The following is a 19,075-nucleotide window of genomic DNA, read 5'->3' as shown; positions in this document are numbered from 1 at the left end:
ACAACACCATGAATGAAGAAATCCTGATCAATGTCACGCCGCAGGAAACGCGAGTCGCGCTAGTCCAGCAAGGCGCCGTCCAGGAACTTCACGTCGAACGAACGCTGTCGCGAGGACGCGTCGGCAATGTCTATCTCGGCAAAGTCGTCCGCGTGTTGCCGGGCATGCAATCCGCCTTCATCGACATCGGTCTGGAACGCGCCGCGTTCCTGCACGTAGCGGATATCTGGCATCCGCGCATTGCCGGCGAGCCGCAGCATCAGACGCCGCATCAGCCGATTGAAAAGATCGTCTTCGAAGGTCAGACGTTGATGGTTCAGGTCGTGAAGGATCCGATCGGCACCAAGGGCGCAAGGCTGTCCACGCAAGTGAGTATCGCCGGGCGCACGCTCGTGTATCTGCCGCAGGAGCCGCACATCGGCATCTCGCAGAAGATCGAGAGCGAAGCCGAACGCGAGGCCGTGCGCGCGCGTTTGACCGCCGTGCTGCCTGCCGATGAAAAAGGCGGCTACATTGTGCGCACCATCGCTGAAGATGCGAGCAGCGAAGAGTTGGCCGGTGACGTGGCGTATCTGCGCAAGACGTGGGCGACCATCATCTCGCAAGGTCAGCGTATGCCGCCGACCAGCCTGCTGTATCAGGACCTGAATCTCGCGCAGCGTGTGCTGCGCGATTTCGTCAACGACGAGACCTCGCGTATTCAGGTCGATTCGCGCGAGACCTATCAGATGCTTGCCGACTTCGCGGCGGAATTCACGCCGGCGGTGTCGTCGAAGCTGCATCACTACACCGGCGAGCGGCCGCTCTTCGATCTGTACAACATCGAGGCGGAAATCCAGCGCGCCTTGTCACGCCGGGTCGATCTGAAATCGGGCGGCTATCTGGTGATCGACCAGACCGAAGCGATGACCACCATCGACGTCAACACCGGTGGTTACGTCGGCGCGCGCAACTTCGACGATACGATCTTCAAGACCAACCTCGAAGCCGCGCACACGATCGCGCGGCAATTGCGGCTGCGCAATCTGGGCGGCGTGATCATCATCGACTTCATCGATATGGAAAACGTCGAGCATCGCGATCAGGTGCTCGGCGAGTTGAAGAAGGCGTTGTCGCGCGATCGCACGCGCGTGACGGTGAATGGTTTCTCGCAGCTGGGTCTGGTGGAGATGACGCGCAAGCGCACGCGCGAATCGCTGGCGCATGTGCTGTGCGAGCCCTGCCCGGTGTGCCAGGGCAAGGGGCAGGTCAAGACGTCGCGCACGGTGTGCTACGACGTGCTGCGCGAGATTCTGCGTGAATCACGGCAGTTCAATCCGCGCGAGTTCCGCGTGGTGGCGTCGCAGCAGGTGATCGATCTTTTCCTGGAGGAAGAATCGCAGCATCTGGCGATGCTGATCGATTTCATCGGCAAGCCCGTGTCGTTACAGGTGGAGTCGAATTTGAGCCAGGAGCAGTACGATATCGTGCTTATGTAATCGGCAAAATCCCTGCCTTCATCGGCATGCCAGATGCGCTTGATCCAGCGAGGGCAAGCGCAACCGCGTCAGCCCGTCTCACGCTCAACAATATGAAACCCGACATCCGTCACCCGGGTCTTGTCGACACCAGCTAACCGGTCCAGCAAACATCGCGCGGCCGTCAGTCCGATGCGCGTGCCGTCGACTCGCACAGTAGTCAATTGCGGCGTGGTTTCAGTCGCGAATTCGAGGTCGCCGAAACCGCAAATAGAAAGTTGCGACGGCATGTCCATCCCCATGCGTTTGGCCGCGCCGAGCACGCCGATAGCGAGCAGGTCCGAACCGCAGAACACCGCGTCGAGGTTCGGCGCCTGGTCGATCAGCGTCGGCAATGCCGCCTTGCCGACAGCAACCGAACTCGGGGGCGACACCAGCACTTCGGCGATCCCGTCGATACCCGCTTGCGCGAGACGCTCGCGAAAACCGGCCCGCCGCGCGAGCGCGCGGTCGTCGTTCGCTGAGACCAGGCCCGGCGTCCGCACGTTACGCGCCAGAAAATGCTCAGCCACCGCCACGCCGACCTGATAGTGCGAAAAGCCCACCAGCATGTCGATCGGCGTCTCGGTCATGTCCCACGTTTCGACGATCGGCATGCCCACATTGCGCAAGCGCTCGCGCAAAGAATCGGCGTGCGCGACACCGGTCAGCAACACGCCTTCCGGACGCCGGCTCAGCACCGCGTCGAGCAACGCCTCTTCGCTCGAATCGCTGTAGCCGCTCAAGGCCAGCAGCACCTGGTAACCGGCACGCGACATCGTCTCGCTGAACACCTGGATCGTTTCGGAAAACAGCGAGTGGGCGATGGTGGGCACGATCGCCGCAATCAGACGCGAGCGTGACGACGACAAGCCGCCCGCGAGACGATTGGGCACATAGCCGAGCTTTTGCACCACTTGCCGCACCCGTTCGAGCGTCTCAGGCGCGACCGTCTCAGGACTGTTGAAGACCCGCGATACCGTAATCGGCGCGACGCCCGCCTGTGCGGCGACGTCTGTAATGCGCAGGCCCTTGGGGCCGCCTCGCAAGCGTTTCGCGGGCGCCGTCGCCGCTTCCGGCACGTCAGGGCTGGCGTCGGTCGGCTTGTGATTCGGCATGGCTCAGTGACTGGAGTTAGGTATCGCGGCTATTGTAGACTGCGGCCCGCCGTCCGCTGCGGGTAGGCACGCGCTTCAGGCGGTACGAATCCATCGCCGGAAAGAGGTGATTCATTCGGTCACCGGCACCTGGCTTTGCGCGACGCGAGTGTTTCGATTGCGGCGGAGAATCAGCAATGTGACGACGGCAAACACCAGCAGGCAAGTCGCCGGAATCAGCATCGGCGCTTTCACGCTGCCCGTGGTCTGACGCACCCATGGCACCAGATTCTGCGCAATGAAGCCGCCGATATTGCCAAGCGAATTGATCGCCGCAATCCCGGCTGCGGCGCGCGCGCCGAACAGGAACTTCGGCGGCAGCGTCCAGAAACACGGGATCAGCAAGTACATGCAAGGCGCGCCAAAACAGAGCGCGGCAAAACGCAACGTGTTGGTCGGCAGAAAAACGGCGCTCAGGAAGCACGCAACACCGAGCAGCGCGGCGACCAGCATCGCGACGATTGCGCGATTACCGCCACGCAGCTTCGACGGCAGCCACGCCAGCACGATCGTCGCCATCAGCCATGGAATGATGTTCAGCAAACCGTTGGTTGTGTTGCTGACGCCGAAACCCTTCACCAGCGTCGGCAACCAGTAGCTCACGCCGTAGACGGATATCGACAGCATCATGTAGTACAGCGCCATGCCGATCACACGCGGCTCCGTCAGCACGCTCAGCAGCGAGGAGTGACCTCCATAATTTGCCTTCATCTGCGCGCGTTCCGCGTCGAGCGTGCTGGTGAGCCATTGCTTTTCGTCGGCGGAGAGAAATGTTGCCTGGGCCGGCGACGCCGGCAGCAGGAACAGCACGACGAAAGTCAACAGAATCGACGGCAGGCCGGTGACGATGAACACGAGCTGCCAGCCATGCAACCCAGCGAGGCCGCCTTTGTCGAGCAGCCAGCCGCAGATCGGCGCACCCACCATGTTGCCCAGACTGCTGCCGACGGTGAAGTAGCCGAGCATTCGCACGCGATGCCGCGACGGAAACCACAAAGTCAGGTAGTAAATCACACCCGGATACAAGCCCGCTTCCGACGCGCCGAGCAGAAAACGCAGCGCGTAGAACATCGTCGCATTCTGCGTGAACGCGAGAAGTATCGTGACGACGCCCCACGTGAACATGATGCGCGCCATCCAGCGTGGCGCGCCGTACTTATGCAGCAATACGTTGCTCGGCACTTCGAACAACAGATAGCCGATAAAGAACAACGACGCACCGAGTCCGTACGCGACTTCAGAAAGCCCAAGGCTGCCGAGCATCTGCAGCTTGGCAAAACTGATATTGGAACGGTCGATGTAGGCAACGAGATAGAGCACGCCCAGCAGCGGCATCAAACGGAGTGCCAGGCGGTTGATCAGGCGCGATTCGTCGATCGCCGGTGTCGTGATATTCACTGTGTCTCCTGCGCTCGCGCCTTTCGCGCGAACCATGACTATGCGATGGATCGAAACAGCCTCAACGCATTATTGTTTTTGTGCGCGCCATTGCGCGTAAGCAGCAAGCGTTTCCTCGTTCGGCGGATACGTGCCGCGCAGCGGCCGGCCTTCTGCGATGCGCTGCGTAATGAACGCTTCGAGCTGCTCCTGCTCGATGGAGTCGCGCGCGACTTCGGTTGCCATTTCGCGCGGCACGATGACCACGCCGTCCACATCGGCGACGACGATATCGCCGGGATACACCGGCACACCGCCACAGGCGATCGGTACGTTCATATCGACCGCATGATGTTTTGCCAGATTCAGCGGTGCGCTCGCGCCGGCACACCAGAGCGGCAAGCCGAGGTCCGCGATCGTGCCGCTATCGCGCACCGGACCATCCGAGACCATGCCGGCCACACCGCGCTTCGCGAGACGCAACGCGAGAATCGAACCGACCGACGCAACCGCGCGTTCGCCGCGGCAGTCCTGCACCAGCACGCTGCCGGGCGGCGCCGTTTCAACGGCTTTGCGCTGCGGATGATCCGGGTCCTGAAACACGCCGACGTGGTCAAGATCTTCCCGTGCCGGGATGTTGCGCAGCGTAAACGCCGGGCCGACGAGGTTCGGTGCGCCAGGCGCCGGTTTGACGAGCGGCGCGACGCCTTGCAGAAATACGTTGCGCAAGCCGCGCTTGAAAAGTTGCGTAGTCAGCGTTGCCGTGCTGACGTGACGCAACTGCTCGAGTGTCGCGTCGTTGATGGTGATGTCGGATGTGGTCATGAGAGGATTTGGATCGAGTTAGTGAATGTCGGGTTCAGCGCGCGCCGTGGCCGACACGGTTTGCTCCGTCTGCGTGACGGGCGCCGGAGTCTGCTGCACGCCTGCGCTCACCGGTTCTTCGAGGAAGTCGAAATCACAGCCTTTATTGGCCTGCGTCACGTGCAGTTGATGCATCACGCCGAAGCCACGCTCGAACGGACGCTTGGGCGGTTGCCACGCGGCCTTGCGGGCGACGAGTTCTGCATCGCTCACTTCGAGATGCAGACGGCGGCTGTGAACATCCAGCTCGATCACATCGCCGTCCTTGACGAGCGCAAGCGGACCGCCGACGAACGATTCAGGCGCAACGTGCAGCACGCACGCGCCGTAACTGGTGCCGCTCATCCGCGCATCGGAAATACGCACCATGTCGCGCACGCCCTGCTTCAGCAGCTTCTGCGGAATCGGCAGTTGGCCCCACTCGGGCATACCGGGTGCGCCCACCGGACCCGCGTGTTGCAGCACGATCACCGAATCGGCAGTAACGTCCAATTCTTCAGAGTCGATCCGCGCGGCCATGTCGGCGTAGTCCTTGAACACCACCGCCGGACCCCGGTGCTTCTGCAGATGCGCTTCCATCGCGGCCGGTTTGATCACCGCGCCATCCGGCGCGAGATTACCGGTGAGCACCGCGAGACCGTCGCTGGCGACGAGCGGATTGCCGCGCTTGCGGATCACGTCGTCGTTGAAAATTTCCGCACCGGCAATGTTCTCGCCGAGCGTCGCGCCATTGACCGTCATCTGCGTGCCGTCGATCAGTTCGCCCAACTCGACCAGCAACGCACGCAAGCCGCCGGCGTAGAAAAAGTCTTCCATCAAATACTGGCCCGCCGGGCGCAGATTGCCGAGTACCGGTGTGATACGCGCGAGTTCGTCAAAACGCGCCGTCGTCAGATCGATGCCTGCACGGCGCGCCACGGCCACGAGGTGGACGATCGCGTTCGTCGAACCGGACATTGCCAGCACGGTGGTCACCGCGTTGTCGAAGGATTTGGCGGTCAGAATGTCCGACGGTTTCTGATCGGTCCACACCATCTCGACGATGCGCTGGCCGGTCAGCGAGGCGAACTGCGCGTGCCGCGAGTCGACAGCAGGAATCGACGAGAAGCCGGGCAACGTCAGACCGAGTGCTTCGGTGGCGCTGGTCATGGTCGACGCGGTGCCCATCGTCATGCAATGGCCCGGCGAGCGCGCAATGCCGCTCTCGATGCCCTTCCACTCCTCTTCCGTGATCTTGCCGGCGCGCAGTTCGGCCCAGTACTTCCACGTGTCCGAACCGCTGCCGAGCGTGCGGCCGTTCCAGTTGCCGCGCAGCATCGGACCCGCCGGCAGATAGATGGCCGGCAGATCCATGCTGATCGCGCCCATCAGCAGACCGGGCGTGGTCTTGTCGCAACCGCCCATCAGCACGCAGCCATCGAACGGATAGGACTTCAGCAACTCCTCGGTTTCCATCGCGAGGAAGTTGCGATACAGCATCGTCGTCGGCTTCTGGAACGGTTCGGCGAGGGTCATCACCGGCATCTCGACAGGAAAACCACCGGCCTGCCAGATACCGCGCTTCACTTCTTCCACGCGCTGCTTGAAATGCGTGTGGCACGAGTTGATCTCGCTCCACGTGTTGACCACGGCGATCACCGGCTTGCCCATGTAATCCGACGGGTGATAACCCATTTGCGCCGTGCGCGAACGGTGGCCGAACGAGCGCAGGTCATTGACGCCATACCAGCGATAACTGCGAAGCTGTTCAGATGTTTTGCGGTTCGATGACACTGATATCTCCATGGTAACGCTACCATTGCATTCGACGACTACACGCTGCCGAATGCTTCATTGCCGCCGATGGTAGCGATACCATCAGAACGTGTCGTTAAGGGATTTCACTGACGCGGAATGCCGCCGCTGCTATCGACCCTCAATTTTCCGGTTGACCGCCGCGAGATACGAGGCGTACAACCATCCAACTGGATGTTATATGGATGGTAATTGGATTCCAGACCAAACACCGCACGAGATAGACATGGCCAACCTCAAACTGATCGACACCTCCCGCCCCAAAGGCGGCGAGACCGAAAAAATCACCATCAACCTTGGTCCGGTCGACCTCGGCCAGATCGATTTACTCGTCGAAGAAGGTTTTTACTCGAACCGCACCGATCTGATCCGTACGGCGATCCGCAATCAACTCGCGGTACACGCGCAGGTCGTCACGGAAACGGTAACCCGGCGCGCGATGGTGCTCGGCTTGCAGCATTTCTCGAGGCAGAACCTCGAAGCCGTTCAGGCCGCGAACGAACAACTGGACATTCAGGTACTCGGCCTCGCCAGCATTGCCGCCGATGTGCCGCCGGAACTCGCGGCGGCCACGATCGCATCGGTGGCGGTGCTCGGCGCGTTTCACGCGTCGCCCGCGGTCAAGGCCGCGCTCGCCGGCCGCATCAGGTAGGCACGCCGCGCCTGGCTGATCCGATCCTGATCCGACGATTGAACGCGGACTTGAACCTGTGAAGCTCATCGCCTGACCCAGCCACGCCCCATGCAAGTCAACGCAGTAGCCCACGCTCAAAAAAATGAATGAAGATTTCCTGAAGTCGATGAAAGAAGCCTTCGACCTGCTACGCACCAAGGGGCCGAAGGAAGCAACCGCCGCGGTTCAGCGCGCGCTCGCGGGCAGCGCGGCCAAAGCAGGTCATGCGCAAAGCCCGTCGATGCCGCAGAGTGTCAACGAATGGGCGCAAGCGTGGACGCAGTCACACACCGACGCCACGCCGCACGCACCTGCCGAACACACTTTCGACGCCGACACGCCCGGCACTTTCAGCACCCATACCTTCAGCAATAGCGCGGGCCAACGCCAATACAAGCTCTACGTGCCCGCCGTCTACCACGGCGAACCGTTGCCGCTGATCGTGATGCTGCACGGCTGCACGCAAAACGCCGACGACTTCGCGGCCGGCACGCGCATGAACGAAATGGCCGAGCGTCACGGCTTTATCGTGGTGTATCCGAATCAGTCGCAAGCGGCCAATCCTTCGGTATGCTGGAACTGGTTCAAGCCTGCCGACCAGCAGCGCGATCAGGGCGAACCGTCGTTGATCGCGGGCATCACCCGTGAGGTGATGGCGCGCTACCGCGTCGACCCGGCGCGGGTCTACGTGGCGGGTCTGTCCGCGGGCGGCGCGATGGCGGACATCATGCTGAAGACCTCGCCCGATCTGTATGCGGCAGCCTGCGTGCATTCCGGCCTTGCCTACGGCAGCGCGAAGAATCTGCCCTCAGCGCTCGCCGCAATGAAGGGCGGCAAGGTGCATCGCGACCGCTCACGTCTCGACCCGCAACGTCCGCTCATCGTGTTTCATGGCGATGCGGACACGACCGTGCATCCCTCGAACGCCGCAGCGCTCGTAGCGGGCTTCGACGCCGGCGCCACGACAGTCGCGCCGTCACATGTCACGGGCACCGCGAGCGGCCGGCACGGTTGCACGGTGCAGCGGCTTGTCGCGCCGAATGGCGTCGAAGCGGAGTCATGGACGATTCATGGCGCGGGCCACGCATGGGCGGGCGGCAGTCCGCGCGGCTCGTACACGGACCCATCCGGTCCCGACGCGACAGCCGAAATGCTGCGTTTTTTCCTCGCCCATCCGCGAGCATCGGGCACACACTGAGCGCGACACGCCAGGCGCTACGCCGCCACCGGACAGCCGGCCTGTTCGAGCGCGGTCTGAGCGTGATCGTGGAGATCGCCGGTGGTGAGCGACGCATCCGGCGAGCGCACCCATGCGGCGATGCGCAGCGTTGCGCCGCCGCGCTCGGGATAGTCGGCTACGGTGATGACCGGCGCAAGCGTCGAGCCGCTCAGGACGCGCGGTTCGTCGGCGACCAGTTTCTTCAATTCGCCGATCGCGGTATCCACGTCCTTACGCTGCGCGAGTCCAACTTCGACCTCGATGCGCTGTGTGCCGCCGCTGCTGTAGTTGATCACCGGATTGCTCCAGATCTGACTGTTCGGCACAAACACCGCGTTGCCATCGCCACGTTCGATGCGCGTAGTGAACAGCCCCACTTCGCGCACAATGCCTGCGGCCGCCCCGCTCCCCTCGATCACGTCACCGACGCGAAATGGCCGCAACATCAGCAGCATCATGCCGGCCGCAATGTTCTGCAGCGTGCCTTGCAAAGCGAGGCCAATCGCGAGACCTGCGGCACCCAGCACGGCCAGCACACTCGCCGTGGCAATGCCGACTTCGCCAAGCGCCGCGATGAAAACGAGTACACGCACAGCCCAGGTGCCCATCGCCGCTAACATTGGCGCGAGCGTGGGATCCGCACGCGAGCGTACGAGCGCTCTTTCGAATACCGAGCCGACCCGGTTAGACAGCCACCAGCCGACGATCAGGATCAGCGCGGCCAGCACGATCTGAAGGGCATCGTGCGTCAAGGTGACGAGCAGCGACGGCTGGAAATGCACTAGACGAGTCAGGAGATCGTTCATTGTTTGCCTGCGTTCCGTTGCGTATATGTTCTCTTGACGCAAGGAAGCAGGATACGTTCCCGCGTTTTGCATCCGCGGAACCGAGGCACGCAGCTTGCTAAAACCAGGTTAGCCGGTTCATCAACCTGCGCCCAACGGCCTTAGCAAATTGCGCAACGCCGCGATGGTGACGGGTCGCGAGAACCAGAATCCTTGCGCCTCGTCACAGCCGAGCGCTTCCAGTTGCGCGGCCTGTTCAGCCGTCTCGACGCCTTCGGCCGTCACGCGCAGTTTCAGTGCATGGGCCATGGCGATAATGGCGCCGACAAGCGCTGCACATTGCGCGTCGGTGCTCATGCGCATCACAAACGAGCGATCGATTTTCAGGCGGTTCAGCGGAAAACGCGTGAGATACGCGAGACTCGAATAGCCGGTGCCGAAATCGTCCACCGCGACTTCGACACCTAATTCACGCAACGCATGCAGTGTCTGCAAGGCCTGCTCAGTATCGCCGAGCAGCACGCCCTCTGTGATTTCCACTTCAAGGTATGACGGGTCGAGCGCGGCATCTTCCAGCGCTCCGCGGATCGTCTCGAACAGCGTGTGCCGCTGGAACTGCTGCGGCGACACGTTCACCGCGACCCGCGGCAAGGTGCCGGTGAGCCGCAGCAATTTGCCGGCGTCGCGGCACGCGGTACGGATCACCCATTCGCCGATCTGCTCGATCAGGCCCGACTCTTCCGCGACCGGCACGAACTCGACCGGACTGATCAAACCACGCTGTGGATGATTCCAGCGCAACAGCGTCTCCACCTGCGCGATACGGCCATTGGACAGCGTCACCTGCGGCTGATACACGAGATGCAGTTGCTGACGCTCGAGCGCTTCGCGCAGCATCGTCTCCAGTTCGAAGCGGCGCGCCGCCAGTCCTTCGAGCGCGGTGGAAAAGCGCCGCACCGCATTGCCGTTCACCGCCGAAGCCGCCGACAACGCCACGCCCGCACGACGCATCAACGTCGGCGCATCGGCACCGTCGGCGGGATAAGCGACGATGCCGATACTCGCCGTGATGTTCAGCGCAGTGCCCGCGTAGTCGATCGATTCGGCGATGCGGCTCAGTGCCTCGGCAGCGAAAGCATCGGCCGCCGCACCGGTTTCGTTGATCAGCAGCGCGAATTGCGTGCCGCCGATCGAGGCGATCGTACCGTCGTTGGGAAACAGACCGCGCAACCGCTCGCCGACGATCTGCAACACCAGTTCGGCCGCATGCAAACCGAGCGCATCGCGCAGTTTGCGCAAATGATCGAGCTCGGCGATCAGCACGGTAAAACCATTGCCGCTTCGCTGGCAACGCGCGATCGTGAGTTCGAGGCGTTCGGTGAAAAGCGTCTGATTGGGCAGGCGCGTCACGCCGTCGTGATGCGCGACGTACCACAGGCGCGCCTCGGATTGCGCGTAGCGCGTCATGTCGATAGCGATGCCGACGTAGCGAACGGGCCCCATGGCGACCCCGCCGGGATACGCCGGCTCGGCGGCAAGCGGTGCAAGCGGCGCGAGCGCGAACACCACACGAATCGGCGTGCCGTTGCGCCGCACATAAGTCCATTCGCCTTCGTAGCGCGAGCTTATTTCCGGGAGCGGCGGCAATTCGGCGCGGCGCCTCGCGAGTTCGGCCGGGTCGAGCAAGGATTCGAAAGTACGCCGGCTGACCAGTTCTTCGGCGGCAAAGCCGGTCAGCTTTTCGAAAGCAGCGTTGACGGAGTCGAACGTGCCGTCGGCTGTGCAGATGAACATGCCGTATGGCGCCGCCGCGAGCGCGGCGTCGCGTGGACGCGCTTCGGCATAATGGTGATCTTGCATCGCGCCGGCCTTTGAATTTCCTGGGTATTGGAAGCGAATAAGGAAAGCGGGTAAGCGTTTTTTATGGCGTGTACGGCGCAATCGGCGACGCCGGCAGATTCGGTCCGATCCGCCGGGTAACCGTCTGTATGATAACGGCTTTCCTGGCCGGGTCCAGTGCCGGGACCGTGCATTCTTCGCAGCAATCGTTTCCCTCGGTGTATTCCCCAATTCAGGTGGCGGCATGCGCGTCATCGCGCACATCAAGAAGTGCTCACTATTGCCGGCATGCTCAAAGTGCGGCACACGCTGCTGATTGAATCGAGCGTGTCGCGCACGGCAACCGCGCACGACAACATTGCCCGGCACGAACAGACGCGTCTCACGCGCGGACACCAGGCTCGCTGCATTCAGGATCGACAGACAGCCGCTATCGGAAAGGTACACGGCCGGGCATGCGAAGAGCAGTACGCCGACGTCGATGAAACCTTAAATCTGATGTCCCGCCGAAGCGTTGCTATCCACCGGGGCGGCAAGATCTACTGGACGTCGGGATCGTCTCAGTTGGAAAACTCGGGCAACGCTTTGGTGCCGCCGCACCGCCGGATCGGCGTTTATTGAAACGCCTATGCTCCGCGCGGCAACGCGGCTTCGATAAACACCGCGCACAGCGCTTCCATGCCCTTCGCGTCTTCTTCGTCGAAGCGCGCAACGATCGGGCTATCGACATCCCACACGCCGATCAGCGTGCCGTCCGGCGCGACCAGCGGCACGACGATTTCCGATTGCGATGCCGAATCACAGGCGATATGGCCGGGGAATTCATGCACGTCGCGCACCACTTGCGTCTGACGGGTTTGCGCAGCGGTGCCGCACACGCCCTTGCCGAGCGCAATGCGCACGCAGGCGGGCTTGCCCTGGAACGGCCCGACCACCAGTTCGCGGCCGTCGTGGAAATAGAAGCCGGCCCAGTTCAGATCGCTCAGCGAATGGAACACGAACGCGGAGAAATTCGCGGCGTTGGCGACCCAGTCGGTTTCGCCGGCGAGCAGCGAACGGGCCTGGGAGACCAGTTCTTCGTAATGCGCGGCTTTGGGGAGATGCGAGGTGGAGGAGACTTCGAACATGACGGCGTCCGTGATGAAAGCGGAAAGAGAAACAGCGAGGTGTGCAGTGTAAAGCAAGCCGCTGTTTCCTTCACGGCACGCCCTGCTGCGCGTGCCGTCCTCTTTCCGCCCGATTTCGTCAGATTCCGCCCGTTCTGCGTACGGCCTGAAGGTTGATCCGGACGTTAGTCCTGCGGACAACGCCATGCGCAGATCATTATTCGACGCCGACGATCACGCTCGATGCCTTGAAAATCGCCGTCGCCGCTTTGCCGCTCGCGAGGCCGAGACGCTCGACGCTTTCATTGGTGATGATCGCGGCAATCTGCGCGCCACCCGCGCTGATTGTCACTTCCGAATTCACCGCGCCCTTGGTGACGGCCGACACCGTACCGGCGATGCAATTGCGCGCCGACACCTGGCTCTTCGCCACGTCGACCATCACGATCACCGACGACGCCTTGACCAGCGCGAACGCCTTCTTGCCGGCAGCGAGGCCGAGCGACGTCGCGCTGCCGTGCGTAATGATCGCGACGATCTCGAGACCGTCCGGTGTGCGCAACGTGACTTCGTCGTTCACGGCGCCGTGTTTGACTTCGGCGACTTCGCCGGCGAATTGATTGCGTGCGCTGGTTTGCATGGTGCTCTCCTGGTTATTGAGCCTCGCGAAAGACGATTCGAGGCGCTGTGTCGAGTGTATCGAAACGCTATCCGTGCGCGGTTGCCGCCGCCTGAAACGCGGTATGGCGTTGCCGCTATTGACGATTCGAACTCCAATGAAAACACATAAGCGTTGTGTAAATACACTCATAGCGCGGTGAAAGCACGGCGCAAGCTGTTGGCTTCGTGTCGCCGCCGTGCCGCGAAACATGGTGCTCATGTCCGCGAGGAACGCTGTAAGCGCGAGAAAGCCCCGCTCGCGCGTTCCGCGCGGATGCGGCAGGCATCCGCTACCCTAGGCGCCGCGCGACACCGTATCATCGTGCCCTTGGACCATCACCGTCGAATTCCATGCCCGTCGCCGTCCTGCCCCGCTTTGACATGCGCTTTGCCATGCGTTCCGCCACGCGCCTCGCCGCCCGACTGCCGCAGGTCCGCCGCGCCGCCGCGTTATGCGTCGCGCTCGCAGCGACCGCTACTTTCAGCGCCTGCAGCAATCCGTCGCCCTCGCACGACGGCCACGCGAGCGTCGACACGGTCACGCTGTTCCCGATCGCCAATTACGACCAGAACGTCGACCACTGGCTCGAACCGGACAGCCCCGGCTACGATCAGCCGTTCCTGAGCCCCGCGGATCAGCAGGCGCACTTCAGGGCCTTGTACGCGCGCTATTTCGGCACCGGCACGACCGCGCCCTCGCCGTGGAATTCCAATTACGTGACGATGCGCGTCTATCGTCAGCAAGGCGCGGATATCGTCGCGCTGCAGCAGCGCCGCATCGACAAATTCGACAACACCGGCAAGAGCGGCGCGGCGCTCGGTTATGGCGAGAATTTCCGGCCGCACGACAAGGCGTGGATCGACGCCATCGCGCAAAACATGGACGTTAGCCAGTTCACGCAGCAGGCCCGCTACACACCCGAACGCCGCGCGATCGCTACCGGCAATCTGATGGTGCGCGAACTGCCGACCACGGACCCGTCGTTCTACGATCACCACCTGGCCGGCGAAGGCTATCCGTTCGACAACCTGCAGATTTCAGCCGTGCGCCCAGGCACGCCGCTGTATGTGCTGGGCAGCAGCGTCGACGGCGCGTGGCGCTACGTGCAGACGCCCGACGTGCAAGGCTGGGTGCGCAGCGATGGCGTCGGCCTGACCGACGACACCTTCGTCGACACATGGCGCGCCGCCACCGCGAAATCGCTGGGCGCGGTGACCGTGGCCTCGGCGCCGGTGCGCGACAGCCGCGGCGTGTTCCGCTTCGACGCGCCCGCCGGCACACTGCTGCCGCTCGCCCCGGACAGCACCACGCGGCCCGCAACACAGGCCAGCAAAACAGCAGACGAAGCAAGCGGCGCTGCCGCAGCCGATACGCCCGCTGCCCGCAAACTCTTCGTCCCGGCTCGCGATGTGGACGGCCGGGCGCTCATCCGCAGCGCCCAACTGAGCGATGCGCAGATCGCTCCGATGCCGCTCGCCGCGACCCCGCGGCATCTGGCGATGCTGATGAAAACGCTGATCGGGCGGCCGTACGGCTGGGGCAATAGCGGCCTCTACAACGACTGTTCGTCGGAACTGCAGAGCATCTTCGCGACGTTCGGCGTGTGGCTGCCGCGCCATTCGTCGACACAGATGAGCGCGGGACGCATGACCGATCTGTCCGCATCGACGCCGGCACAACGGCTCGACTACCTCGTCCAGCATGGTAAACCGTTGCGTACGCTGATCTACATCGGCGGCCATGTGATGCTGTATATCGGCAACACGACCCGCAACGGCATCGCAGTGCCGGTGGTCTATCAGGACGTGTGGGGCCTGCGTCCGGCCGACAATAGCCGGCGCGCGGTGATCGGCGGCTCGGTGATCCTGCCGCTGTTCGAACACATTCCGGAAGACGCGACGTTACAGTCGCTCGCGGCGACCCCGACTTTCCAGATCAGCATTCTCGGCGCGCCGGGCGGTGATGCGGCGGCGCCTTCAACGCCATCGGACGACGACAACCCGGCTGGTTGACCTGCCGTCGGACAGAGGACAAATCGGGCCGGTCGAACCCGCGAGGCAAGCACGCATCACACAGGACACGGCACGTGCCTGTGCCGCACCCGCACCCGCATCCGCATCCGCACGGCCGTGCTTAAAAATATTTTTCCCGGAGTGTCGATTCAAAGACGACGCGCTCGTCGTAACGTAGAAGGCCTGGCTCACGCAGTCGGTCTTTCAACTCACGAACCTGTTACTTCAAGGAGTCGCCGTCATGTCCAGCCCCGCTGTCAAACCGATCCCGGACGGGATGCACTCGCTGACCCCGTATCTGATTTGTGCCAACGCCGCCGACGCCATCGCGTTCTACACCAAGGCTTTCAACGCCGTCGAGCAGTATCGCCTGCCCGGGCCCGGCGGCAAGGTGATGCACGCCTGCCTGAAGATCGGCGACTCCATGCTGATGCTCACCGACGAATGGCCTGACCACAACGCACTGGGCCCGAACTCGCTGAAAGGCACACCGGTCACGATTCACCACTACGTAGAAGACGTCGACGCCAGCTTCAAGCAGGCCGTCGAGGCCGGCGCCACCGTCGCCATGCCGCTTGCCGACATGTTCTGGGGGGACCGCTATGGTCAGTTGAAAGACCCGTTCGGTCATAGCTGGTCGCTCGCCACGCACAAGCGCGACCTGAGCCATGAAGAGATTCAACAAGGAATGCAAGCGGCGGAGTGCGGCCAGAAATAAGACGCCCCCGCCCACGAGCAGGCCGTATGCAAAAGATCGTTCCTGACGCACCCGGCGGGAAGCTGCGCGCCCCTGACGCGCAAGCAGGCCGCGCGATGCAAGCCATGATGAACATGGTCAAGCTCGAAATCGCGCGGCTCGAACAGGCGTATCGGAGCGGCTAACGCAATCTTTGATACGATCGGTCTCGACCCATAAACGGCGAGACATGAACGGTGCGCGTCAACCATCAGGCTTTCTTCTGCTCGCTGTTTGTCGCGCGCCTCGCCGATCAGGTCCTGCTGTTCCTCGTGCCGCTCGTCGTGTTTCAGACGACACACCAGGTATCGTGGTCAGGTCTCGCGTTCTTTATCGAAACGCTGCCACGCTACCTGGTCTTCCCTTTCTTCGGCGCCTTGTGCGACCGCATCTCGCCGCTCAAGCTGATGCGGGTGAGCCAGACCGTGCGGGCACTCGTGTGTTTCGGCGGCGTGCTGGCGTATGTGCTGTTCGGCGGCATCGGCTGGCTGATCGCGTTGTCGGCATTGTGCGGCGTGCTCACGAGCCAGGGGTTGGTCGCGCGCGAAGTGATGCTGCCGCAGATCTTCAGCACGCAGCAGTTTCAGCGTGTGCTCGCCTACTCGCAGTTGGCCGACCAGTTGGGCTTCGTCCTCGGTCCCATGCTGGCCGCGCTGCTGCTCGGCATGTGGCGCTGGGAGTGGGTGGTCGGCGCAACCGGCATGCTGTTTCTGCTTGCCGATGCGGCGCTGTTGCTATGGCAACGCACCAGCGGCTTTCGTGCCGGCGATCCCCCTCCCGCAGCACCGGGTCACTGGACGATGCCCCTGCGGATCGCGCTGCGCCATGTGCTGGTGCTACCCGGTCTGAAAAAAGTCGTGCTGCTCGCCGCCGCCGAAAATCTGGTGATCGGCGTAACGCTCGCGACATCCGCCGCGATGGTGACCGGCTTTCACGCGCAATCGAGCCGCTACTACGCGGGCCTGCAGACTGCCGGCGCCGTAGCCACCGTACTGATTCTTTTGACGATCGCGCGTAACGCCTGGCCTGCGCAAACGCTCGGCCGGGTCGCATTCGTTTCGATCTGTGCCGGTGGCGTGATCGCCGGTGTGAGTGCGGCACCTTGGGGCTATGCGCTCGGCTTTCTGCTGATTGTCGGCTTTGACAAGATGTTCAATGTCTTCATCCGCAGTGCACGGCAGAAAATCATTCCACCCGAGGACTACGGCAAGACGACCGGCGTAGTGATCCTGTTGAACAACATGACGCAACCGCTCGCCGGTTTGCTGGTCAGTGTGTTTTCGGCACGGACACAAACCGGCTTGCTGATCGCGTTTCTCTCTCTGGCGATGGGCTGCGTCGGCGCGGCGGTGTCGATCGGCTCGGCGCTGGTGCGGCGCAAGCGTGCGCTGGCGCTTGGGGAATGACGCGGCGCGCCCCACCCGGGGGGCGCAATTGACATTGCGCGTTTGCAACGTCCGCATTAGCCGACGCTTAAATACGCGAGCTTCAAACAGGCGCAATTGCATCAGTCAAACTATTTGACAAGCATAAGTATGCCCCCCGTGCCGCAATAAAAAATTAAAAATAATTTTTTAACAGAAAAAACTACCTGAATTAGGTATTTTCCCGAAGTCCTATATAGAAATAATTTCCCAAATTATCCAATTTGCAGCCCCAAAACGCACTACCCACGCCGGATACCCCTAATAAATTTCCTGTCGCAATAATTTGTATTACAAAGAAAGTGTGGTGTAGACTAATTTCATCAATTGCGAACATCTTTGCATAACGCAATCAGCCATCCTGAAATATCCAGCGAATTGATTCACTATCTGGCCGATATAATTTCAAACTGCCTACGCAATTGAAAAATCCGCGTCCCGTCGGTTTGCGAGGTCTCATGATGAAACGAAAACTGCTGTCGTCCAGCCTCATCGTCGCCTTGACGTTCGGCTTGCCTCTACAGCTCGCGAGCGCTGCCACCTACTCGAACGGCACCGCGACCACCACGTTCACCGTCACGCTTACGCTGAACGCCAACTGCTCGATCAGCGCGAACCCGCTGAACTTCGGCAGCAACGGCGTGCTGGCCACCGCGATCAACCAGCAGAGCACGCTCGCCGTGACCTGCACCAACACCACGCCGTACAACGTCGGCCTCGACGCCGGCACGGTCACCGGCTCCACCGTGACGAGCCGCCTGATGGCCGGCACGGCCACCGGCAATACCGCCACCACCGTCGGGTTCCAGCTGTACCAGGATGCCGGCCACACTACCTTGTGGGGCAACACGCAGGGCACCAATACGGCCAGCGGCACCGGTACCGGCTCGGCGCAATCGATCGTCGTGTACGGCCAGGTGCCGGCGCAGACTACCCCGAAACCTGATACCTATCAGACCACCGTCACTGCCACGGTCTACTTTTGAGACGGTCTGTAAGGACGCGGTCCGCCAGGACATGGTCTGCGAAGACGCCGCGTGCAAGCGCGCAGTCTGTAATCATGCGGCTTGCAAAACTACGGTCCGCAATCACGCGCGTCGCGAGCGTCATCGGCGCGCCTCACCGGCTACTGACAGCAGCCGCATTCGCATGGTGTCTGACGGCACCGCTCGCGCTAGCCGCGACGCTGCAAATTTCGCCGGTGATGGTCGATATGTCCGCTGACGCCAATGCGACCGGCATCACGCTGAAGAACCCCGGCGAGAAACCGCTGTTCGGCCAGGTGCGCGTGTTCCGCTGGGATCAGGCAAACGGCGAAGACACGCTCACGCCCACGCAGGACCTGGTAGCAAGCCCGCCGCTGATCCAGATCGCCGCGCATGCCGATCAACTCGTGCGGCTGGTTCGAACGATTACGCAGCCGTCGACCGCAGAGCAGGGCTATCGCGTGCTGATCGACGAGTTGCCCGAGCCCGATGCCGCGCCCACTAGCGGCGTGACAATCCGTCTGCGCTACTCGGTGCCGGTGTTCGTCGAGCCGCCCGCCGATATCGGCCAGCCGAAGCTGTCCTGGCACCTGTCGCGCGGCCCGCAAAGCTGGCTGCTGCGCGTCGGCAACGCGGGCAAAAAGCGCGCGCAAATCGCCGCCGTGGAATTGATCGACCATGCAGGCAACACCTATGTGGTCAACAAAGGGCTGCTTGGCTACGCGCTGGCCGGACGCGAACGGCAGTGGCCGGTGACGTTGCCGGACAACGCCACCCAGAACGGTCCGCTGAAGGTGCGCGCCGCGATCAATTCACTGCCGGCCGAAGCGACGGTCAATGGCGAGTGAGCACACGAGGGAACACGAGCCAACTCACGTGCTGACGCCAGGCACGCAAAGCCAACCATGATCGCGCCTGAGTCACTGGGAACGGACACGATGGACCG

The 19,075-nt window shown here is 62.5% G+C and carries 18 protein-coding genes; 10 read left to right on the top strand and 8 right to left on the bottom strand.

Translation table 11 applies throughout. The annotated features are described in order from the left end of the window. Positions 1-8: 8 nt before the first annotated feature. The gene (gene rng / locus ACOSV0_RS05030) at positions 9-1,478 is read left to right on the top strand and encodes a ribonuclease G (protein ID WP_434109137.1); all 1,470 of its coding nucleotides are present in this window, start codon (positions 9-11) and stop codon (positions 1,476-1,478) included. Between the two features lie 68 nt (positions 1,479-1,546). Here rng and ACOSV0_RS05025 read toward each other — a convergent pair whose 3' ends face one another. From ACOSV0_RS05025 to araD, 4 genes are all read right to left on the bottom strand, one after another. After that, positions 1,547-2,614, bottom strand: a complete 1,068-nt coding sequence (locus tag ACOSV0_RS05025) for a LacI family DNA-binding transcriptional regulator (protein WP_434109136.1) — start codon at positions 2,612-2,614, stop codon at positions 1,547-1,549. Between the two features lie 111 nt (positions 2,615-2,725). After that, the gene (locus ACOSV0_RS05020; RefSeq protein ID WP_434109135.1) at positions 2,726-4,051 is read right to left on the bottom strand and encodes an MFS transporter; all 1,326 of its coding nucleotides are present in this window, start codon (positions 4,049-4,051) and stop codon (positions 2,726-2,728) included. A gap of 69 nt (positions 4,052-4,120) precedes the next feature. Further along, the gene (locus tag ACOSV0_RS05015) at positions 4,121-4,855 is read right to left on the bottom strand and encodes a ribonuclease activity regulator RraA (protein ID WP_434109134.1); all 735 of its coding nucleotides are present in this window, start codon (positions 4,853-4,855) and stop codon (positions 4,121-4,123) included. Between the two features lie 18 nt (positions 4,856-4,873). Continuing rightward, positions 4,874-6,679 (bottom strand): L-arabinonate dehydratase, encoded by a 1,806-nt coding sequence (gene araD, locus ACOSV0_RS05010; RefSeq protein ID WP_434109133.1) that lies wholly within the window; start codon positions 6,677-6,679, stop codon positions 4,874-4,876. Between the two features lie 235 nt (positions 6,680-6,914). On the opposite strand from araD, the gene ACOSV0_RS05005 reads away from it, so the two are divergent. Continuing rightward, positions 6,915-7,340, top strand: a complete 426-nt coding sequence (locus ACOSV0_RS05005; protein WP_434109132.1) for a CopG family transcriptional regulator — start codon at positions 6,915-6,917, stop codon at positions 7,338-7,340. Positions 7,341-7,464: 124 nt separating this feature from the next. Further along, positions 7,465-8,559 carry an extracellular catalytic domain type 1 short-chain-length polyhydroxyalkanoate depolymerase gene (locus ACOSV0_RS05000; RefSeq protein WP_434109131.1) on the top strand — a complete coding sequence of 365 codons (1,095 nt, stop codon included), beginning with the start codon at positions 7,465-7,467 and terminating at the stop codon, positions 8,557-8,559. 17 nt (positions 8,560-8,576) lie between these two features. Here the strand turns inward: ACOSV0_RS05000 and ACOSV0_RS04995 are convergent, their stop codons facing one another. Both ACOSV0_RS04995 and ACOSV0_RS04990 read right to left on the bottom strand, forming a co-directional pair. Then, on the bottom strand, positions 8,577-9,386 hold the full coding sequence (locus ACOSV0_RS04995; RefSeq protein WP_434109129.1) for a mechanosensitive ion channel family protein: 810 nt from the start codon (positions 9,384-9,386) through the stop codon (positions 8,577-8,579). 120 nt (positions 9,387-9,506) lie between these two features. Continuing rightward, on the bottom strand, positions 9,507-11,225 hold the full coding sequence (locus ACOSV0_RS04990) for a putative bifunctional diguanylate cyclase/phosphodiesterase (protein WP_434109127.1): 1,719 nt from the start codon (positions 11,223-11,225) through the stop codon (positions 9,507-9,509). Between the two features lie 249 nt (positions 11,226-11,474). Between ACOSV0_RS04990 and ACOSV0_RS04985 the strand changes: the two genes are divergently transcribed. Next, positions 11,475-11,825: a hypothetical protein gene (locus tag ACOSV0_RS04985; RefSeq protein WP_434109126.1), complete on the top strand. Its 351-nt coding sequence runs from the start codon at positions 11,475-11,477 to the stop codon at positions 11,823-11,825. A gap of 5 nt (positions 11,826-11,830) precedes the next feature. Here the strand turns inward: ACOSV0_RS04985 and ACOSV0_RS04980 are convergent, their stop codons facing one another. Both ACOSV0_RS04980 and ACOSV0_RS04975 read right to left on the bottom strand, forming a co-directional pair. After that, on the bottom strand, positions 11,831-12,331 hold the full coding sequence (locus ACOSV0_RS04980; protein ID WP_434109125.1) for a GAF domain-containing protein: 501 nt from the start codon (positions 12,329-12,331) through the stop codon (positions 11,831-11,833). A gap of 196 nt (positions 12,332-12,527) precedes the next feature. Beyond that, complete coding sequence (locus ACOSV0_RS04975; RefSeq protein WP_434109124.1) at positions 12,528-12,950, bottom strand: TOBE domain-containing protein; 423 nt, start codon at positions 12,948-12,950, stop codon at positions 12,528-12,530. A gap of 413 nt (positions 12,951-13,363) precedes the next feature. On the opposite strand from ACOSV0_RS04975, the gene ACOSV0_RS04970 reads away from it, so the two are divergent. The 6 genes from ACOSV0_RS04970 to ACOSV0_RS04945 all read left to right on the top strand — a co-directional run bounded on the left by ACOSV0_RS04970 (position 13,364) and on the right by ACOSV0_RS04945 (position 18,977). Then, a complete protein-coding gene (locus ACOSV0_RS04970) occupies positions 13,364-14,983 on the top strand; it encodes an SH3 domain-containing protein (protein WP_434109122.1) in 1,620 nt (539 codons plus the stop codon). 241 nt (positions 14,984-15,224) lie between these two features. Further along, positions 15,225-15,701 carry a VOC family protein gene (locus tag ACOSV0_RS04965; protein ID WP_434109121.1) on the top strand — a complete coding sequence of 159 codons (477 nt, stop codon included), beginning with the start codon at positions 15,225-15,227 and terminating at the stop codon, positions 15,699-15,701. Between the two features lie 26 nt (positions 15,702-15,727). Beyond that, complete coding sequence (locus tag ACOSV0_RS04960) at positions 15,728-15,865, top strand: hypothetical protein (RefSeq protein WP_434109119.1); 138 nt, start codon at positions 15,728-15,730, stop codon at positions 15,863-15,865. 51 nt (positions 15,866-15,916) lie between these two features. Then, the gene (locus ACOSV0_RS04955; protein WP_434109118.1) at positions 15,917-17,125 is read left to right on the top strand and encodes an MFS transporter; all 1,209 of its coding nucleotides are present in this window, start codon (positions 15,917-15,919) and stop codon (positions 17,123-17,125) included. 479 nt (positions 17,126-17,604) lie between these two features. Further along, positions 17,605-18,129, top strand: a complete 525-nt coding sequence (locus ACOSV0_RS04950) for a Csu type fimbrial protein (protein WP_434110166.1) — start codon at positions 17,605-17,607, stop codon at positions 18,127-18,129. A 143-nt stretch (positions 18,130-18,272) separates the two neighbouring features. After that, positions 18,273-18,977, top strand: a complete 705-nt coding sequence (locus ACOSV0_RS04945; RefSeq protein WP_434110164.1) for a fimbrial biogenesis chaperone — start codon at positions 18,273-18,275, stop codon at positions 18,975-18,977. Positions 18,978-19,075 lie beyond the last annotated feature (98 nt).

The sequence above is a fragment of the Paraburkholderia caffeinilytica genome, from assembly GCF_051027425.1.
GTDB lineage: Bacteria > Pseudomonadota > Gammaproteobacteria > Burkholderiales > Burkholderiaceae > Paraburkholderia > Paraburkholderia caffeinilytica_A.
Note: the sequence above shows the minus strand (reverse complement) of the source record. Positions and strands in the feature narration are given on the sequence as shown.

Coding starts and splice junctions, on each gene's coding strand:
- araD (WP_434109133.1), bottom strand. CDS start 6,679: ATGGAGATATCAGTGTCATCGAACCGCAAAACATCTGAACAGCTTCGC.
- ACOSV0_RS04965 (WP_434109121.1), top strand. CDS start 15,225: ATGTCCAGCCCCGCTGTCAAACCGATCCCGGACGGGATGCACTCGCTG.
- ACOSV0_RS04960 (WP_434109119.1), top strand. CDS start 15,728: ATGCAAAAGATCGTTCCTGACGCACCCGGCGGGAAGCTGCGCGCCCCT.
- ACOSV0_RS04975 (WP_434109124.1), bottom strand. CDS start 12,950: ATGCAAACCAGCGCACGCAATCAATTCGCCGGCGAAGTCGCCGAAGTC.
- ACOSV0_RS04950 (WP_434110166.1), top strand. CDS start 17,605: ATGAAACGAAAACTGCTGTCGTCCAGCCTCATCGTCGCCTTGACGTTC.
- ACOSV0_RS04970 (WP_434109122.1), top strand. CDS start 13,364: ATGCGTTCCGCCACGCGCCTCGCCGCCCGACTGCCGCAGGTCCGCCGC.
- rng (WP_434109137.1), top strand. CDS start 9: ATGAATGAAGAAATCCTGATCAATGTCACGCCGCAGGAAACGCGAGTC.
- ACOSV0_RS04990 (WP_434109127.1), bottom strand. CDS start 11,225: ATGCAAGATCACCATTATGCCGAAGCGCGTCCACGCGACGCCGCGCTC.
- ACOSV0_RS05005 (WP_434109132.1), top strand. CDS start 6,915: ATGGCCAACCTCAAACTGATCGACACCTCCCGCCCCAAAGGCGGCGAG.
- ACOSV0_RS04995 (WP_434109129.1), bottom strand. CDS start 9,386: ATGAACGATCTCCTGACTCGTCTAGTGCATTTCCAGCCGTCGCTGCTC.
- ACOSV0_RS04980 (WP_434109125.1), bottom strand. CDS start 12,331: ATGTTCGAAGTCTCCTCCACCTCGCATCTCCCCAAAGCCGCGCATTAC.
- ACOSV0_RS05025 (WP_434109136.1), bottom strand. CDS start 2,614: ATGCCGAATCACAAGCCGACCGACGCCAGCCCTGACGTGCCGGAAGCG.
- ACOSV0_RS05015 (WP_434109134.1), bottom strand. CDS start 4,855: ATGACCACATCCGACATCACCATCAACGACGCGACACTCGAGCAGTTG.
- ACOSV0_RS05000 (WP_434109131.1), top strand. CDS start 7,465: ATGAATGAAGATTTCCTGAAGTCGATGAAAGAAGCCTTCGACCTGCTA.